Genomic DNA, 18,562 nt, shown 5'->3' on the forward strand with positions numbered 1-18,562 from the left:
TTTTTATTTAATGGAAACAAATACACAGGAAACAAAAGAAACGATAAGCGTGTATGGAGCACGCGTTCACAATCTCAAAAATATAGACGTAGAAATACCCCGCGATTCGCTTGTAGTCATTACAGGCCTTAGCGGTAGCGGAAAATCATCATTGGCATTCGATACTATCTTTGCCGAAGGACAAAGACGATATATTGAAACATTTTCGGCATATGCCCGCAATTTTCTGGGAGGTATGGAGCGTCCTGATGTGGATAAGATAACGGGGCTTAGTCCGGTTATCTCTATCGAACAAAAAACAACTAACCGGAATCCCCGTTCTACGGTAGGTACAACCACTGAAATATATGACTTCCTTCGCTTGCTGTATGCACGTGCAGGAGATGCCTATTCTTACCTTACAGGGGAGAAAATGGTAAAATATACAGAAGAGCAGATTCTGGAACTCATTATGGAGCGTTATATCGGGAAAAGGATATACTTGCTTGCCCCTGTAGTCCGGAACCGTAAAGGACATTATAAAGAGCTGTTCGAGCAAATCAGTAAGAAAGGCTACCTTACAGTGCGTGTCGATGGTGTGATACGGGAAATACTTCCCGGCATGCGTGTCGACAGGTATAAAATGCACAGTATCGAAGTCCTGATAGATAAGTTGCAGGTGTCCAATAAATTTGCAGATAATCTGAAAGCCAGTTTGCGCACGGCGATGAAACAGGGAGACGGACTTATAATGATTCAGGATGTAGAAACCGGGGACGTACGCCATTTCAGCCGTCAGCTGATGTGTCCTACCACAGGTCTGTCTTATAGCGAGCCTGCTCCACATACATTTTCATTCAATTCACCGCACGGAGCATGTCCCCGTTGTAAAGGATTGGGGGTAGTCAACCAGATAGATATGGGTAAAATCGTACCCAAACCCCAACTTAGTATTTATGCCGGTGGTATAGCCCCGCTTGGAAAATATAAAAATTCACTGTTCTTCTGGCAAATAGAAGCCATCTGCGAAAAGCATGGTGTCTCTATCAAAACCCCGATAAAGGATATACCACAAGAAGCAATGGATGATATCATGTTCGGCACCGACGAGCGTTTACAGATTAAAAACGAATCGTTGGGAACATCGAATTATGTAGTGGCATTTGAAGGTGTAGCTAAATATATCGAGATGCAACAGGATAGTGATTCTTCGGCATCGGCTCAGAAATGGGCAGAGCAGTTTATTAAAACTGATGTTTGTCCAGATTGCAATGGTCAGCGCCTGAATAAAGAAGCTCTTCATTACAAGATAAATGAAAAGAATATTGCAGAACTGGCGGAAATGGATATTCAACGCTTGTATGAATGGATACAAGATATGGATGTACATATCTCGGAACGCCAGCAGCTGATAGCCCAGGAAATAAAGAAAGAAATTGCATCCCGTCTTTCGTTTCTACTCGATGTGGGTTTGAATTATTTGTCATTGAACAGAGCCTCGGTAACACTCTCGGGTGGAGAAAGTCAGCGAATCAGGCTTGCCACGCAGATAGGCTCTCAACTGGTAAACGTTCTTTACATACTGGACGAGCCTAGTATTGGTTTGCATCAACGGGATAACAACAGACTCATAGATTCGTTGAAGAAATTACGTGATTCGGGCAATTCGGTCATTGTAGTAGAACACGATAAAGATATTATGCTGGATGCCGATTATGTAGTCGATTTAGGACCATATGCCGGACGTCGCGGAGGTAAGGTCGTGTTTGCGGGAACTCCGAAAGAAATGCTTAGTGCAAGTACAATGACAGCTGATTACCTGAACGGTAAGCTCAAAATAGAGATCCCGAAGAAAAGGCGAAAAGGTAACGGTAAGAAAATAACGATAAAAGGTGCGACAGGACATAATCTGAAAGATGTATCAGTCACATTCCCGCTCAATACATTCATTTGTGTGACAGGAGTATCGGGTAGTGGCAAATCTAGTCTTATAAACGGAACGCTGCAACCGATATTGAGCCAGCACCTATACAAGTCATTGGCCGATCCGCTACCATATAAGACATTAGACGGAATTGACAATGTGGATAAAGTTATCAGTGTAGACCAATCGCCTATCGGCCGTACACCGCGTTCCAATCCTGCGACCTATACGGGTGTGTTTTCCGATATCCGTAACCTTTTTGTCGGGCTCCCCGAGTCGAAAATCAGAGGCTATAAACCCGGACGATTTTCATTTAATGTAAAAGGCGGGCGGTGTGAAGTATGCGGAGGAAACGGTTATAAGACTATCGGTATGAATTTCCTTCCTGATGTTTATGTGCAATGTGAAGAATGTCATGGAAAACGCTACAACAGAGAAACGTTGGAAGTCCGCTTTAAAGGTAAGTCTATTGCTGATGTGCTGGATATGACAATCAATATGGCTGTTGAGTTTTTCGAAAATGTACCTGTTATATTGCATAAAGTGAAAATGTTGCAGGAAGTAGGTCTGGGATATCTCAAACTTGGTCAGCCCTCCACTACATTGTCGGGAGGAGAATCGCAGCGTATAAAACTTGCATCCGAACTGGCCAGAATAGACACAGGAAATACTATATATATATTAGATGAACCTACAACAGGTCTTCATTTCGAAGATATCAGAGTATTACTGGGTGTACTAAACAAACTGGTAGACAGAGGCAATACAATCATCGTGATCGAACATAATCAGGATATTATAAAAAGTGCCGATTATATTATAGATATGGGGCCTGATGGGGGAATCGGAGGAGGAACAGTTGTTGCTGTCGGAAAACCGGAAGAGGTCATCAAAGAGAAAAATAGCTTTACCGCTGAATATCTAAGAGATGAGTTAAGTTAATTTACGAGAAAAGATAATTTTTTCAAAAAAATAGATATTATCTATTGCCAATGTGTAAAATTTACTATCTTTGTCGAGTGATAATAGAGAAACGGCAACTATAACATTTGAAGGTAGAAATGTAAAGAAAAATGAGGGCTTCCTCATGTCAATAGATAATTTCACTTACTACTTTGAACGGGAGAATGTCATATCCAACCTATAGTTTCCAATATCTGTTTTTGTCAGAAAAGAAATAAAATAAGAAGAATTGATAGCATGTTACTATGTGGGTACACGTTATCTTTATCTTAGAAAATATAATCGAACACAGAGTTGGTTCCTGAAATTACGAATGAACCAAATATCAGGCTGCAATCAGCTCTATTGTGTAGTTTTGTAAAGTTTGTGTTAAGGTTGGGAAGTCTGCGAAGGTGATTTCGCGGACTTTCTGTTTTTTATATATTCATTATCATTTAATTATTATTGAGTTGTTGAAAATACTTATATTATATAATTTCATAACTTACAACTTATTTTTACCTTTGTCCCCGAATTTAAAGGAAAAGGAATAAATTACTATGAGTCAGCTATCTTTATTGGAAAAACTTGATACTTTGGTTATGCGCTTCGAAGAAATAGGCAAGCTAATAACCGATCCCTCAGTTATTGCTGATATGAAGCGATATGTCAAGTTGAATAAAGAATATCGTGATCTGGAGAAAATCAGCATAGCCCGTAACGAGTATAAACAGTTGCTGACTAATGTGGAAGAAGCTAAGAATATTCTCGACTCGGAGAATGATGCTGAGCTGCGGGAGATGGCCAGAGAAGAACTTGATACAGCTAATGTACGTTTACCGGAACTTGAGGAGGAAATAAAACTCCTGTTAGTCCCTGCCGATCCCGAAGATAGTAAGAATGCGATTGTAGAAATACGTGGAGGTACAGGTGGAGACGAAGCTGCTATTTTTGCAGGTGATCTTTACCGTATGTATATCAAATATTGTGAACTCAAAGGGTGGAGAACAGAGATAACCAGCCTAACAGAAGGTACTTCGGGCGGATATAAAGAAGTAATATTCACCGTTACAGGTGAAGGTGTTTACGGAATATTGAAATACGAATCGGGTGTACATCGAGTACAGCGTGTACCCGCTACTGAGACACAAGGGCGAGTGCATACATCAGCTGCTACCGTTGCCGTATTACCCGAGGCAGAGGAAGTCGATGTGGAAATAAATCCGGCCGATATAGAGATGCAAACAGCCAGATCGAGCGGGGCAGGAGGTCAGAATGTAAATAAAGTGGAAACAAAAGTACAATTGACACATAAGCCTTCAGGATTGGTTGTTGTCTGTCAGCAAGCTCGTTCCCAGTTGGCAAACAGGGAATTGGCAATGCAGATGTTGAGGACAAAACTGTATGATATAGAATTGTCCAAGTATCAGGCCGAAATAGCATCGAAACGCAAGACGATGGTGTCTACGGGTGACCGGTCTGCTAAGATCCGAACATATAACTATCCGCAGGGAAGAGTGACTGATCACCGCATCAACCTCACACTCTATAACTTGTCAGGTGTTATGGATGGCGAGATACAACCGATAATAGACCAGTTGATTATAGCAGAGAATACAGAAAGATTAAAAGAGAGTGAACTATGACGAAGCAAGAATTATTTGAAAATATTAAAAAGAAAAAATCCTTCCTGTGTGTAGGACTGGATACGGACATAAAAAAGATACCTTCTCATCTTTTGGAAGAGGAAGATCCTATATATGCTTTTAACAAGGCCATTATAGATGCCACAGCCAAATATTGTGTGGCCTATAAACCCAATACTGCTTTTTATGAAAGCCATGGAGTGAAAGGTATTATTGCTCTGGAGAAGACGATAGAATACATACGGATCAAGTATCCGGATCAGTTTATCATACTCGATGCCAAGCGGGGGGATATAGGCAATACGTCTGAAATGTATGCCGTATCGGCATTCGAACACCTGAAAGCAAGTGCCGTGACTGTGGCTCCTTATATGGGAGAAGACAGTGTGAAGCCGTTTGTGAAGTATCCGAAGAAATGGGTTATTCTTTTGGCTCTAACCTCTAATAAGGGTTCTGCTGACTTCCAGTTAACAGAAGATAAAGCAGGAGAACGCTTATTTGAGAAAGTTTTGAAGAAATCTCAAGAGTGGGCTACCGATGAGCAACTGATGTATGTGGTCGGGGCTACGCAAGGTGAAATGTTTGCCGATATCCGGAAGATTGTGCCTGATCATTTTCTGTTAGTACCCGGAGTAGGAGCTCAGGGAGGCAGTCTGGCCGAAGTAGTAAAATACGGTATGAATTCGCAATGCGGACTACTGGTTAATTCATCGCGTGCGATTATTTATGCAGATAATACACGTGAATTTGCTTTTGCTGCAACGGCAGAGGCTAAGAAGGTACAAGCGGAGATGGCCGGTTATCTGGAACAGATCATTTGATAACGTCTATCTAAAAATATGAAGCCTCGTAAAATTCATTTTACGAGGCTCATTTTGTTTTAGTGCATGTTTTCCTGCAAGGTGTAAGATAAATATATGTGTAAAAAATATGAAAACTGAACTTTTTGTTGTAAACTTGCGTTATCCTAAATATAAACTTTTAAAACAAAACAAAATGGGAAAATTTGAAATCAAGAAGAGAAAAAGCGGTGAATACCAGTTTGATCTTAAAGCTAGTAACGGACAAGTGATACTTACAAGCGAAGGCTATACAACTAAGGAAAACTGTAAAAACGGAATTGAATCTGTAAAGAAAAACAGTCAGGTAGATGCCCGCTTTGATAAGCTGGAGGCAAAGAACGGTAAGCCATATTTTAATCTGAAAGCAACAAACGGACAGATTATCGGTACAAGTGAAATGTATGAAACTGTTGCCAGCCGCGATAATGGTATTGCCTCAGTTAAGAAAAACGCTCCTGATGCAGAGGTGGTAGACCTGACGGTGGAAAAATAAAGGCTAGACATTTATTATATGTGAACGGAGATTCGGTAAGGAGTCTTCGTTTTTTATTTTTATTTCCTATCTTTAAAAAACGGTAAAACTTTTATCACTAAGGAGAGATTAGGTAATTTAATTATAAAGGAGGAACTTTTATGCCAAGAATGTCGAATGTAGAGTTGTTGAGGCAAAGAGAGCAGCCCATTTTGTGTATTAAAGTAAAGACGAATCTCGGAGAACTGCCATCTATCATAGGCCGGAGCTTTGCCCGGATGGCAGCTTATCTGAAAGAATTAGGGGAACAGATGACAGATGTCCCTTTTGTAGCTTTTCCTGATTATGAGAATATGGATGAGGATAATATGCTTATACAAATCGGCTTTCCCGTATCAAAGAAGCTTCCGGAAAAAGAAGATATTAAACCGGACGTGATACCCGAAGGTAAAATCGCTTTTTGCATGTACAGAGGTTCATATGCCGAGTTGATGCCTGTATACGAAGATATGATAAAATGGATTAAGGAAAATGGATTTGAGTCAGCAGGAATTTCGTATGAGTATTATTATAACGGGATAGAATATCCTGAAAGTGAATATCTGACAAAAATAGTAATTGCATTGAAGTAAAGATTAAAGACCTGAATGTCGCTTTTTTACACAAAAAAAGCAGTAGCTTCTGACTATTTTTGCATATACTACTAACAATAAAATGAAAACTATGAAACTAAATGGTATCAGACTATTAGTAAAAGATTTTGACGAGTGTTTCAGATTTTATTCCGAAAAGCTGGGGCTGGAGGTGACCTGGGGTGAAATTGGCGGACAGTATGCCAGCTTTAAAGTAAGCGATAGTGAAGGCCTCTCCATTTTTCCTTCCGATCTGATGGCTCCGGCTGTAGGTAATACAGACCTATCGTTACCGGAAAATTGCAGGGAGAAGATTGCTATAATTCTTGAAGTAGATGATGTGGATAAAACTTACAAAGAACTTTCGTCGCGTGGTGTGAAGTTTATTAACGAGCCGACCGATATGACAGGTTGGGGTTGTCGTACGGTGCACTTGAGAGATACAGAGGGTAATTTGATAGAATTATATGCAAGCCTGCCTTTAGATAAATGGGATCAGGATTTGTTGGAGGATATGAAGAAGTTTGAAAATTAATTTCAGTCTGCAGAATATAAGTAAAAGAAAGTATTTAATGATATACTATTAGTTTATAACAGTCTTTGTAAAGCAATAAAAAGGTCTGAGACCTTAAAATGAAAAGCGGGAATAGATAAGAACCTATATCCCGCTTTTCTCGTCGTGTTTTTATAGTATAATGTAATCTCGATTATTTTTATTCGTTTTCACTGTAAGCGAATTCTCCATGTTGGGAGATATCCAGCCCCACAGCTTCTTCTTCTTTAGATACTCTAAGCCCGATTGTTTTATTAACGATGAAGAACAGGATGAATGTAAGTACTGCACTGTAAACAACTGATGCTCCGGTAGCTATTGCCTGTATCCAAAGCTGGTTCCAGTCGCCATATAAAGCACCCTGCACACCTTCTGCCCCGGTAATTGCCTGTGTGGCAAATACACCTGTAAGAATTGATCCGACAATACCACCTACACCATGTACACCGAACGCATCCAGAGAGTCGTCATATTTCAGTTTTGGTTTCACATAAGCAACCATGAAGAAGCATACAAGTGCAGAGATGCCGCCTATGGCGAATGCTCCTAATACATCAGCTGTTCCTGCTGCCGGAGTTATTGCTACAAGTCCGGCTACTGCTCCCGTACAGAAGCCCACTATAGTAGGTTTTTTGTACAAGAACCATTCCAGTGACATCCATACTACTGCGGCCACACAGGTTGCCAGATGAGTTACAAGGAACGCATTTGCGGCAAGCCCGTCAGCAGCAAGTCCGCTACCGGCATTGAACCCAAACCATCCTAACCATAGTAATGCTGTACCGATGAACACAAATGGTATATTGTGAGGGGTAAATGGATGACCTATTGTTCTGTATCCTTTGCGACGTCCCAGCATGAGAGCCATTACCAAGGCTGAGATACCGGCATTGATGTGTACGACAGTACCTCCGGCAAAGTCAATGGCACCCATTTCCTGAAGCCATCCGCCTCCCCACACCCAGTGCGCCATAGGGTTGTAAACTATAATGGACCAAAGAATGATGAACACAACATATCCCGAAAATTTGATCCTTTCGGCGAATGCACCAATAATAAGGGCAGGGGTAATAACTGCAAACATACATTGAAATAATGCAAACAGTATTTCAGGAATATTTCCGGCCGTAAGGGTATCGAGCGTGAGACTGCACAGGAATACTTTGTCCCATCCTCCGATTATTGCCCCTAAGGCGCTATCAGACTCCATAAAACTTGTACCGAATACCCAACTGTATCCGAATGCTATCCATAATATACTGATAACGCCTGTTATAAAGAGACATTGCATAATAATACTTAGAACATTCTTCTGACGTACCAGACCTCCATAAAACAAGGCTAGTCCGGGTACAGTCATCATCAATACCAGTATGGTTGCAACTATCATCCATGCTGTATTTCCAGAGTCCAGTGTTGCAGGGGCTTCTGCTGCGGCTACTCCCTCTACAACGGTAGTAGCAACCACCTGTAAAGAATCTGTACTTGTAGCCAATGAATCTTGTGCTATTACGGCTGTGGGGAGAGTCAGCGAAGCGAACAGCAATATAGTTATATACTTAAATAATCTTCGTTTCATATTTTCTTGTTTTTACCTTAACCTAATTTTATAACCAAATCCTTATTTATCTTCATCTTTGTCATACAACGACTCATCGCCGTGGTCTCCAGTGCGTATGCGTATCGACTGCTCGATACTGGAAACGAAGATGCGTCCATCACCGCTTTCTCCCGTATATGCCGATTTTAGTATAGCGTCTATTGACTTTTCTACATTTATATTTCTTACCACGAATGAAATATATATGCGGTCTATAGCGTTCACATCATATGCTATTCCCCTGAATATTAATCCTTGACGGGCGCTGCCCTGTCCCTTTACGTCCCACCACGACAAGAAGTCTATATCAGCTTCGTGCAACGCAGCGCGTACTTCATTAAATTTTGATTTGCGGATAATCGCTTCGATTTTTTTCATTTTAAATAGTAATTATAGAGTGATTTTTACTTACCTGATGGATATTCCAAATACGAAATGAATGTCTTCTACAGCCGGATTAGCTATTATATTGGCAAATACGGGTAAGGAGAATGAATCGTTGATCTTGATGCTTTTGGATGCGCTTAATGCTATGGATGTAAATTTAAATCCGGAAGTCGGATATACTGAACTTTCCCAAGGAGTAAACCCTGCTGAAATGCCCATATCTACACCTTTTACCGAAAACGGGTAAGCTAATTCGATATAGGTGGAATAGGAATTGTCTCCATTTTCTTTTTTATTCCCTTTTCCCAGTAAAAATGTATTCCAGGTAAGGCTTAACGGAAATGCTTCGGGTAGAGTATATCCCAATGTAGCTTCCAGGTAATGTCCGGTGAAACCGTCGTTAGGGCTGCTGAAATAACGGTTGGCACCTTCTCCGTCCCACCAGTAGTCGGTAACGGCTACTTTAAATCCGCTTTTCTCATAAGCAGCAGTGAAGTCAACTTCTTTTTTACCTACACTGGCCAGGTCTGTAGAGCCCCATGCACTTAGGCTGAATCCGGCTAAACTGGCACTGATTCCGGGTTGTACACTTGCACCAGCCTGTTTAAATCCTCGCCATACATAGGAACTGACCAGATCTGCGCCAAGATCAACTTCAATTTCCGACTGGGCTTTGATCTGAACCGTCGATAATAAACCGAATAGAATGATGACCAAACAAACTTTTTTCCTTAAAGCTAAAATCTTCATAATCAAAAATATTTAAAGATGTTAAAAATGTACTTTAATTCTCTTTTTGATTAGAAAAATGGTATTGGAGTATTCTTTTTGATATTTATATTGGCAAAAGTATGTCAAAATATTTTAATTGGCAAATTTGAAAGGATAAATTTTTGCAAAAAGATTTATTGATACTTTTTATTGTGTTATAATGCTTTTATATAAAGATTGTTTGATGATTTTTTATTGTTATTGATATCTTTTTGGATTAAAAAGATATTTGTATAATTATGAAGTATTTTATCTATATAACGCAATCTCTATATTGTCTCATTTTGTTTTTGATAAAAAGCGGAAGGTATAGAAATTGAACAGGTATGAAAAGTTACATCATCTGGAAAGTATGTAAAGAGTGTTACTTTTCTAAAAGGTGACAGATTCCTTTGCCCGTCGCGTGGTTACAGGCTAAGCCCGACACGATATTTAGTCTTTTTTGAAAAAGTTTATCTATGTATGTAGCTGATAGCCTTTAGTTCTTTGAAATTTTGATCCCCCCACCCGAAGTGGGAAAAAGAAAGAATGAAAAGTGGAAAATAAAAAGCAGCAAAAAGTGTAACCTTTGTTACTTTTTAATTTTTAACCACGGAGTAGAAGGAGTAGCACGGAGTTTTTAGAAGAAAAAGTGACAATAAAAAATTGTGTAAAAGTGTCAGGTTTGTCAGGTTTTGTGCATAAGATATTGGTTACCAGCTATCAGCTAATAGCTAAAAATGTGTTACCTTTGTTACCTTTTGAAAAAAGATACGAGTAGACAAGGAACGGGATACAAGTTGCTAACAGATAACTGATATACCTGTTACTTTTTTTAATTACTTATACAGAAGAAAGATACAAAGTTGTTTGCCCATGTCCGGCAATTTCTTGGCCCATTGCTTTACTGGTAATGTCTTTATATACTCGTTTTCACAGGTAATATTCATTGCTATACAAAGCTTTGTTGAAGGCGTACAATGTTTGATGATGTCCTCCGCCAGCTTTTGGTTCCGGTAGGGTGTCTCTATGAATATCTGGGTCTGATGATCGTGTTGGATAAAGTGTTCAAGTTGTTTAAGTTTCTTGATACGTTCCGCGCTGTCGACGGGCAGATATCCCTGAAAGGCAAAGCCTTGACCGTTGAATCCCGAAGCCATCAGTGACAAAAGGATAGATGATGGACCAACCAACGGCACCACTTTATAACCTTTTCGCTGGGCGATAGCAACGATATCACTCCCCGGGTCGGCTACGGCAGGGCAACCGGCTTCGGATATAATGCCGATATGAAAACCATTGGTTATCGGTTGCAGGTAATTATCGATGTGCTCGGGCTTGGTATGCTTGTTCAATTCATAGAAAGTGAGATCGTCTATATTAATATTGTTATCCACTTTCTTTAAGAAGCGGCGTGCTGAACGTATATTCTCGACAATGAAATATTTTATTTGTAGTATTACTTCTTTGTTGTGTTGTGGTAATACTTGTTCTATGCTGGTTTCTCCTAATGTGACGGGAATGAGATATAATGATGGTTGCATATGGTTCTTATTGTTTTAACTTATAGAGGTAATACCTGCCACCTTCGTTACCTATGACAGATACTACTTCGTAGTTCTCGCGCAGGGCAGGAAGTTGGCTGAAATATGAAAAATTGAGAGCGATCTCGGCAAGTATGATAAATTGGACTTTCCGTTGTTCTATATATTTTGTTTGTTCGTCCCGCATCACAGGATACATATCGTATTCGAGATTGGGGGATATGAAATACTTTACGTTTGGGATAACATCGGCTTGTGTAAAGACTGAGTTGCCAAGATCAAGCCCCAGGTTCATCAAAGTCGGATTCTTCTCCTGTTCTACTATTTGAGAAAACTTGGATATATCAAAGCTGTTTTCTTTTTTACCGGAAAGCTCGCTGAAATCCATGCCGAAGAATTTACGCTGCTGAATACCCATATACAGGGCTAGGATAATGAAAAGGGCGTAATACTTCCACGATGGAGAAGGAACTTTTATATAGCGGCAAATAACAATACATCCCAACAGTATGAAGGTGTACAGGGGAACAGAGTAATAGTCGATATAATAGGACGAAATAAAGATGGCTGTATATGTGGCAGCGAAAGATAATATGATAGCCACCTTACCTAAACGGTTTTCAATGTATTTCAATGGAAACCAGATAGCTCCGATGAGAATAATAATAAACTCGAAGTTGCCATAGCGTATCTGTTGATAAAGATAAGAAAACAGCCTTTCCAATATTTCGCCAATGCTTCCCGGCTTCGAGTAGCTTTTATTCAGTACGATATAGGTATCCCAGGCATCTTGCAAAGCGTTGTTGAAGATGAAGTAAAGAAGGATAGGTAAGGCGATAATGGATAATCCGAGTAAAAATGCTATGGCGTTTTCCAGCAGGTTGCGATATTTCTTTTGCTGTATTATGTTGATGAATATAAACAGTAGAGGGAAAACCCAGAATGCAATCAGGTTGATCTTGATAAAGAGGGTCATCGCGCACAACAGGCCGTGCATAAACATATGTACGGGCTTATGCTCTGCTACTGATCTATCTTTGAAGTATAGGATAAAGAGATAAAGGCTTATAACTTCAAATACGGTAATAAATTCATCGGCCGAACCTCCGTTCAATGTATGCGAGAGCATCAGAGCGGGGAGAAGCATAGCAGCAAAAAGGGCATATATTTTATCCAGATACAGTTTTGCTGTAAGATATGCTGCGGATACCATTAATATCCACAATAGGCACTGAATGAAGTACATTCCCAGAAAAGAAGTGTTTGAGAGCATATATCCGACTCCGTAGATAAAGAAGATAAGCGGGCCTTTGTGGTCGAACACATCCACATAAGGCACTTGCCCGTGAAATATGGCTTTTCCTATATTGAAGTACAGGTTTACATCTGCCCATTCGTTGATAGGATAAAGAGGGGACATCTTTGAACAGAAGAAAAGGAGGAGGATGACATACAGAATCAGTATGACGAAGTTCCTCTTATCTTCTTGTATTTGTTTCTTTATCATTTGTGTTTGGTTTAGTCTTTTCGTTTGTATAGGAAATAGGTGGACTTGCCATTCTCTTCATAGGTGCTTACAAGCGTGTAATTCTCCTGAAGGACAGGCAAAGACATATAGTAATCGTAACTGAACGAAGCCCCCGACAATATGATGAACTGTACTTTCTTCTCTTCTATGTATCTTGTCTGTTCGTCCCTCATTTCGGGATAGATATTGTAAGGCAGATTGGGCGAGATAAAGTATTTTACAGTCGGCATTATATTCGCTTTGGTAAAGATGCCTGTTGTGGCATCAAGCCCCATGCACATGAGTGTAGGGTTCTTTTCCTTCGATATTACGTTGTAAAACTTATAGAGAACGCCGCTGGTTTCTTCCTGTTGCCTGAAAATGAATTCTTTGGGCTTTCCGAAAAAGTCTTTAGTCATGATTCCGCATGCAAGAGCAACGAGGGCAAAAAACAGATAGGAATACCATCGGCCGGGTATCTTAATATATTTGCTCAGCATATCCAGGATCGAGATAATGCCTGTTATGCAGAAAATATAGTAAGGTATGGAGTAGTAAAAAACATAATTGGCAGGCATGAATATGACTGTGTATAACGATGCAAACGAAAGCATAATTCCTATCTTGCCCCAATTATTTCCCAGATACCTGAATGGGAAGTATATAGCCCCTATAAGTATGATTACAAATTCGTAGTTGTCATATTTTAGGCGTTGGTAGAAGCGGATAATCAGGTTCTCCATGATGCGGGCGAAGTCGCCGAGTTGCGCATATGTCCTGTTCAATGTAATATAAGTATCCCAGGCATAGGAAAGTGCGCCATTTATAAGGAAGTAGGCTACGATTGGCAAAGTTACTATCAGCACCCCGGCTATGAATGCGGCTATATTACTTACAAGATTCTTATATTCCTTCTTTAGCAGTATGTTAATAAAAACGGCTAGCAGGGGGAAAAACCAGAAGACAACCAGATTGAGCTTGATGAACAATACAACGGTACACATAATGCCGTGTACAAGCATATGTGAAGGTTTGTGCAGCTCAGCGTCTTTATCTTTAAAGTACCGGATGAACAAATAGAAACTGACAGCGATAAATAATGTTATGAATTCTTCGGCCGAACCTCCTTCCGATGAATGGGAGAGCATCAGGACAGGGAAAAAGAGTGCGGTGATGAAGGCGTATATTTTATCGAGGTATAACCGTCCTATGAGGTAGGCGGCAAATATCATGCCCACCCATGCAAGGGATTCGATGAAGTACATGCCTATGAAGGAGTCCTCCGAAAAAAGGGAGCCGATGCCATAGATGACGAAGATAAGCGGGCCTTTGTGATCGAAGATATCGGTATATAGCGTTTGCCCGTTAAACATCGCTTTACCTATATTGAAATACAGGTTTATATCCGACCAGTCATTGAACGGATACAACGGCGACATCAGCGAGCAGAAAAAGACAAGAAGGAAAGCGTATATGAATAGAACAATAAATATGTTCCTGTCATCAGATATCGTTTTCTTTATCATTAGTATATAAATTGAAATCAGAGGCAAAAATAGGAAAAATATTACTGACAGTGAATTGTTTTGCTCATTCATTAGATATTATTTGAATCGTCATTGAACTGAATGTGTAATTGTTTGATACTGTGTCCCGTTTTGGCAAAACTAGGATCGAGGATAAACACAGGAGGGTGCGGCAATAATGCGCCGATATTCTAAAATAAGCAAGGGAGGAGTTAAATATAAGAGGAAAGAATATTAATATAAGTCATTAATCTTTATTGATGATTTACATAGAAAAGTTATGGTAAATATGAACTCCAAAGAACAAAAATACAGCGAATAGCCCCAAAATCAGTCCTTTGGGCTTTTTATAAATAAGGAAGATGAGTAGACCTGTGATTAGAGTATATATTAAAATCATATCTGTAAATGATATTTCTATACCATCAATCAAAGCGAGTGGTAAACCTTCAAAGAAACGGATAATACTTGTCATCAACCATACTAAAAACTGTAATGTTTTGACCGGTAAGTAGTAAAAACAAGCTGTTAAATCCGGCATTATCATACTCAGCATTTTAGCTAGTCCAATGCCACCCACAGTATAGATTATCAATGTAACCAATGGTACGATCAGTAAATTGGCTGCAAAAAAATAGGTAGGAAATGTGCCGAAGTAATACAAGCAAAGAGGAAATGTCGCCAATTGAGCCACGATAGACAAGGTAAACATTTGCCAGATATTCCGTAAATATTTATTCTCTACTTTCAAAAGGGCCGATACTTTAGGTAATAAATACAATATGGAGAGAACGGACGTAAAGCTCAGCTGGAACCCTATATCAAATAATGAAAAAGGGCTGACCAGCAGAATGAAGAATCCTGCGATATATAGAGCATGCAGCGAGAAACTTTTCCTCCCGAAAATCTCTGAAGCACAGAATACCGTGAGCATTGCACTTGCCCTTATCACTGAAGGTGGCAAACCGGTAATAAAAGCATATATCCATAGTAGAATAATGATCAATAAGGGTTTCAGCCAATAATACTTCGTACTTTTGCGAATAAACCCGAGTAGAAAACTAATCATCAGATAGATGATACCCACGTGAAGTCCGCTGACGGAAAGGACATGTACCGTACCCGTAATCCTGAATCCCTGCTTAATATCGTCTGTCAGATCGTTCTGATAACCCAGAGTCAGCGCAGAAAGAATACTGTATTCCGTATCATTGAATCCTAACGATTTATAGAAATCCATTATATACTGACGGCAGCGTAACGCTGTATATTTCAGTGAGGGTGATATCTCTCCCGTAGTTTGCCATAAACCGTTTGAAACATAGACAGAGCCCACAAACCCCTGATTGTACATATAGCGTGTATAATCAAAATCTCCGATGTTCTGAAATGGTTGTATCTTTCCCTGGAAAGAAAAGATATCTCCGGGTTGCAGCCTGTTGTTATCCAATGCATCTCTTTGAAAATAACAAACTATCAGTTTATCTTCGTCGGGCAGATAGACTCTGTACGCTGTCGTTTTTTTCTTCTCCTGTGGCGTATCGGTAACTATACTGGCATATATCTCTACCTTATTTGAGTATGTAAATTCAGAATATTGCTGCCGCAAGGATGTAGATACAACACCTACGCTTATAAGAAATAAAGCGACACCCAGACCAAATAGCCAACGCCAGCGGAATTGCTTATCCTCCGGTATCAGATATGAAAAAAGCATAGCTATCAGTCCTGTCAGGGAGAAAGCTATGCCTGAATATTCTATCTTTAAATAATATTGTAATAAAATCCCCGCTACAAGCGGAATAAGAAAAAACAGGAATGGTATTTTGGAAAACGGATTCTTCATTCCCGCCGGTAATAATAAGGTCACAGACCTATTAAGTTATCATTTAAGACTTTTCAGTTTATGTATCATTTCCACAGGATCGGCATCTGCGAATACAGCATTACCTGCCACGAGCACATCGGCTCCGGCATCTACAAGTTGCTTTCCTGTCTGCAAGTTCACCCCGCCATCAACCTCGATCAAAGTCTGCAAATTCCTTTTTAGTATCATATCTTTCAAACGGGAAACTTTAGAGAGCGAATGCTCTATGAATTTTTGCCCGCCGAATCCCGGATTCACTGTCATAAGAAGAACCATATCCACATCCTGTAATATATCTTCCAACAACGAAACAGGCGTATGCGGATTCAATGTCACCCCGGCTTTCATCCCTGCTTCGTGTATACCTGAAACCGTACGGTGCAGATGGGTGCAAGCCTCGTAATGCACATTCATCATATATGCTCCGGCCTCTTTTACCTGCGATATGTACTTATCGGGATTGACGATCATCAGGTGAACATCCAGCGGTTTCTTTGCAATTGTACTGATCTGCTTTATTATCGGAAAGCCGAACGAGATATTAGGTACAAAACTCCCATCCATTACATCGCAATGAAACCAATCGGCTTCGCTCTTATTTATCATCTCCACATCTGCCTGAAGATTCAGGAAATTTGCAGAAAGAAGAGAAGGCGCTATCTTGTGTGACATGTCTACGAATTATAAGTTATAAATATTTATGAGTGTAAATATAGTAAAAAAAGGGACGGGATGATATAGGAAAGTCCGAATTTGAACTTCTGCATATTTTAAGAATCTCAATAAAAAAGCACAGGCTGTGATAGCCTGTACTCTATTTTCTTTTTTATCTGCTCTTAATTTACACAAAATCCGCTTATAGTATCCGGTAAGGATTTATCTACATAATGCGCGCGTGCAAATTGTTTAAGAAAGTCTAGTGTTTTTTCGGAAGGTGCGACAACCTTCTCTTCATTTTTATCAAAATGTTGACATTGTTCAGGTGTAAAGATTTTCTTCATAGGCGATTTCCGTTTTTTTAGAGTTATATTAATGAAACGCCTGTATAAAAGTCTTATTGCCTACAATCTCATTTTTAACATTTTACCGGATCAACTCATTCTGTTTTTGTAGTCCTCATAATCGAACTCACGATAAATTTCCAGCTGGTTATACTTGTTCCAAAGCGCGATAGCAGGATGCGAGATACCGTTAAACATAGTTGTTTTCACAGTAGTATAATGTATCATATCCTCAAAGATAATCCTGTCGCCGATCAAAAGCGGTTCGTCGAACGACCACTCCCCTATAAAATCGCCGCTGAGACAGCTGCTACCTCCCATCCGGTAAGTAGGCAGACCTTTTACCGGCTCATGATATGCTCCCCTGATATAAGGTTTATACGGCATTTCGAGACAATCAGGCATGTGGCAGGCAAAAGACACATCGAGTATGGCTGTTTTTATTCCGCCATTATCCACAATATCCACCACTGTGGAGACTAATACCCCTGTCTGCCAAGCAAAAGCGCTTCCCGGCTCCATTGTAATTTCGAGGTTCGGATATTTTGCTTTAAACGATAGTAGCAAATTTATGAGGTGCTCCACATCGTAGTCTTCGCGGGTCATCAGATGGCCACCTCCCATATTCAGCCATTTTATTTTTGGCAGGAAGTGTCCGAATTTCTTCTCTACTTGTTCCAGTGTCTTCTCTAAATCATAAGAAGAAGATTCACACAGCGTATGAAAATGCAGGCCTTCTACTCCTTCGGGTAATTCATCGCCGAAATGGCTGACCGGAACACCGAGGCGAGAATCCGGAGTTGCCGGATTATACAGGTCGGTTTCCACAACTGAATATTCGGGATTGATGCGGATACCACACGAAACTTTCTTCCTGTGTTTCAGAGTCTCAGGATAAAAGCGTTCGTATTGAGACAAGGAATTGAACGTAATGTGACTGCTATATCGCATAAATACGGGAAAATTGTCCGGAGTATAGGCTGGAGAGAATGTATGGGCAAGGCTTCCCATTTCCTCGTAAGCCAACTGTGCTTCAAACACCGAACTAGCCGTTGAATAAGGAATGTATTCACGAATGATGGGGAAAGATTTCCACATGGCAAATGCTTTGAATGCAAGTATTATATTTACTCCTGCCCGTTCTTTTACCGATTTGATAAGCGAAAGATTCTTTCTGAGCAGTTCTTCTTCCATGACAAAGCATGGAGAGGGTACTTTATGTATTTCTATCATGTAATTATTAATCTATATTTTTTCGCTTGCAAAGGTCGCTATTTTTATTGAATAGTAAATGGGTGTGATTCGGAAAATAAGTAATAGATAAAAATTCATTACACTATTTTCCAATAGTCGAATGTTTATTTGCCCTCACATTCGATAACTTTATTTT

The 18,562-nt window shown here is 39.9% G+C and carries 16 protein-coding genes; 6 read left to right on the plus strand and 10 right to left on the minus strand.

Annotation, left to right across the window (positions count from 1 at the left end):
• Positions 1-10: 10 nt before the first annotated feature.
• The 6 genes from uvrA (at position 11) to HMPREF9455_RS00135 (ending at position 6,972) form a co-directional block, all read left to right on the plus strand.
• Entirely contained in the window at positions 11-2,845 is a 2,835-nt protein-coding gene (uvrA, locus tag HMPREF9455_RS00110) for an excinuclease ABC subunit UvrA (RefSeq protein ID WP_006797517.1), read from the plus strand.
• Positions 2,846-3,405: 560 nt separating this feature from the next.
• Positions 3,406-4,491 carry a peptide chain release factor 1 gene (gene prfA / locus HMPREF9455_RS00115; RefSeq protein WP_006797518.1) on the plus strand — a complete coding sequence of 362 codons (1,086 nt, stop codon included), beginning with the start codon at positions 3,406-3,408 and terminating at the stop codon, positions 4,489-4,491.
• The gene (pyrF, locus tag HMPREF9455_RS00120) at positions 4,488-5,312 is read left to right on the plus strand and encodes an orotidine-5'-phosphate decarboxylase (RefSeq protein WP_006797519.1); all 825 of its coding nucleotides are present in this window, start codon (positions 4,488-4,490) and stop codon (positions 5,310-5,312) included. Before prfA ends, pyrF begins: the two co-directional genes overlap by 4 nt.
• Positions 5,313-5,487: 175 nt before the next feature.
• Positions 5,488-5,826, plus strand: coding sequence for a YegP family protein (locus tag HMPREF9455_RS00125; protein ID WP_044215372.1), 339 nt, complete (start codon positions 5,488-5,490; stop codon positions 5,824-5,826).
• Positions 5,827-5,966: 140 nt separating this feature from the next.
• On the plus strand, positions 5,967-6,437 hold the full coding sequence (locus tag HMPREF9455_RS00130) for a GyrI-like domain-containing protein (protein WP_006797521.1): 471 nt from the start codon (positions 5,967-5,969) through the stop codon (positions 6,435-6,437).
• A 91-nt stretch (positions 6,438-6,528) separates the two neighbouring features.
• Positions 6,529-6,972: a VOC family protein gene (locus HMPREF9455_RS00135; RefSeq protein WP_006797522.1), complete on the plus strand. Its 444-nt coding sequence runs from the start codon at positions 6,529-6,531 to the stop codon at positions 6,970-6,972.
• A 178-nt stretch (positions 6,973-7,150) separates the two neighbouring features.
• Here HMPREF9455_RS00135 and HMPREF9455_RS00140 read toward each other — a convergent pair whose 3' ends face one another.
• The 10 genes from HMPREF9455_RS00140 to nspC all read right to left on the minus strand — a co-directional run bounded on the left by HMPREF9455_RS00140 (position 7,151) and on the right by nspC (position 18,405).
• Positions 7,151-8,569, minus strand: coding sequence for an ammonium transporter (locus HMPREF9455_RS00140; RefSeq protein WP_006797523.1), 1,419 nt, complete (start codon positions 8,567-8,569; stop codon positions 7,151-7,153).
• A 42-nt stretch (positions 8,570-8,611) separates the two neighbouring features.
• Entirely contained in the window at positions 8,612-8,968 is a 357-nt protein-coding gene (locus tag HMPREF9455_RS00145; RefSeq protein ID WP_006797524.1) for a P-II family nitrogen regulator, read from the minus strand.
• Between the two features lie 30 nt (positions 8,969-8,998).
• Positions 8,999-9,727 (minus strand): TorF family putative porin, encoded by a 729-nt coding sequence (locus HMPREF9455_RS00150; RefSeq protein ID WP_006797525.1) that lies wholly within the window; start codon positions 9,725-9,727, stop codon positions 8,999-9,001.
• Positions 9,728-10,566: 839 nt separating this feature from the next.
• Entirely contained in the window at positions 10,567-11,271 is a 705-nt protein-coding gene (locus tag HMPREF9455_RS00155) for an SAM-dependent methyltransferase (protein ID WP_006797526.1), read from the minus strand.
• A gap of 7 nt (positions 11,272-11,278) precedes the next feature.
• A complete protein-coding gene (locus HMPREF9455_RS00160; RefSeq protein WP_006797527.1) occupies positions 11,279-12,778 on the minus strand; it encodes a glycosyltransferase family 39 protein in 1,500 nt (499 codons plus the stop codon).
• An 11-nt stretch (positions 12,779-12,789) separates the two neighbouring features.
• Positions 12,790-14,304 carry an ArnT family glycosyltransferase gene (locus HMPREF9455_RS00165; protein ID WP_044215269.1) on the minus strand — a complete coding sequence of 505 codons (1,515 nt, stop codon included), beginning with the start codon at positions 14,302-14,304 and terminating at the stop codon, positions 12,790-12,792.
• A 265-nt stretch (positions 14,305-14,569) separates the two neighbouring features.
• Positions 14,570-16,174: a ComEC/Rec2 family competence protein gene (locus HMPREF9455_RS00170; protein ID WP_006797529.1), complete on the minus strand. Its 1,605-nt coding sequence runs from the start codon at positions 16,172-16,174 to the stop codon at positions 14,570-14,572.
• A gap of 15 nt (positions 16,175-16,189) precedes the next feature.
• The gene (rpe, locus tag HMPREF9455_RS00175; protein WP_006797530.1) at positions 16,190-16,843 is read right to left on the minus strand and encodes a ribulose-phosphate 3-epimerase; all 654 of its coding nucleotides are present in this window, start codon (positions 16,841-16,843) and stop codon (positions 16,190-16,192) included.
• 164 nt (positions 16,844-17,007) lie between these two features.
• Positions 17,008-17,172, minus strand: coding sequence for a hypothetical protein (locus HMPREF9455_RS21490; protein WP_006797531.1), 165 nt, complete (start codon positions 17,170-17,172; stop codon positions 17,008-17,010).
• Between the two features lie 90 nt (positions 17,173-17,262).
• Positions 17,263-18,405 carry a carboxynorspermidine decarboxylase gene (nspC, locus tag HMPREF9455_RS00180; protein ID WP_006797532.1) on the minus strand — a complete coding sequence of 381 codons (1,143 nt, stop codon included), beginning with the start codon at positions 18,403-18,405 and terminating at the stop codon, positions 17,263-17,265.
• Positions 18,406-18,562 lie beyond the last annotated feature (157 nt).

This window comes from Dysgonomonas gadei ATCC BAA-286 (assembly GCF_000213555.1).
Taxonomy (GTDB): domain Bacteria; phylum Bacteroidota; class Bacteroidia; order Bacteroidales; family Dysgonomonadaceae; genus Dysgonomonas; species Dysgonomonas gadei.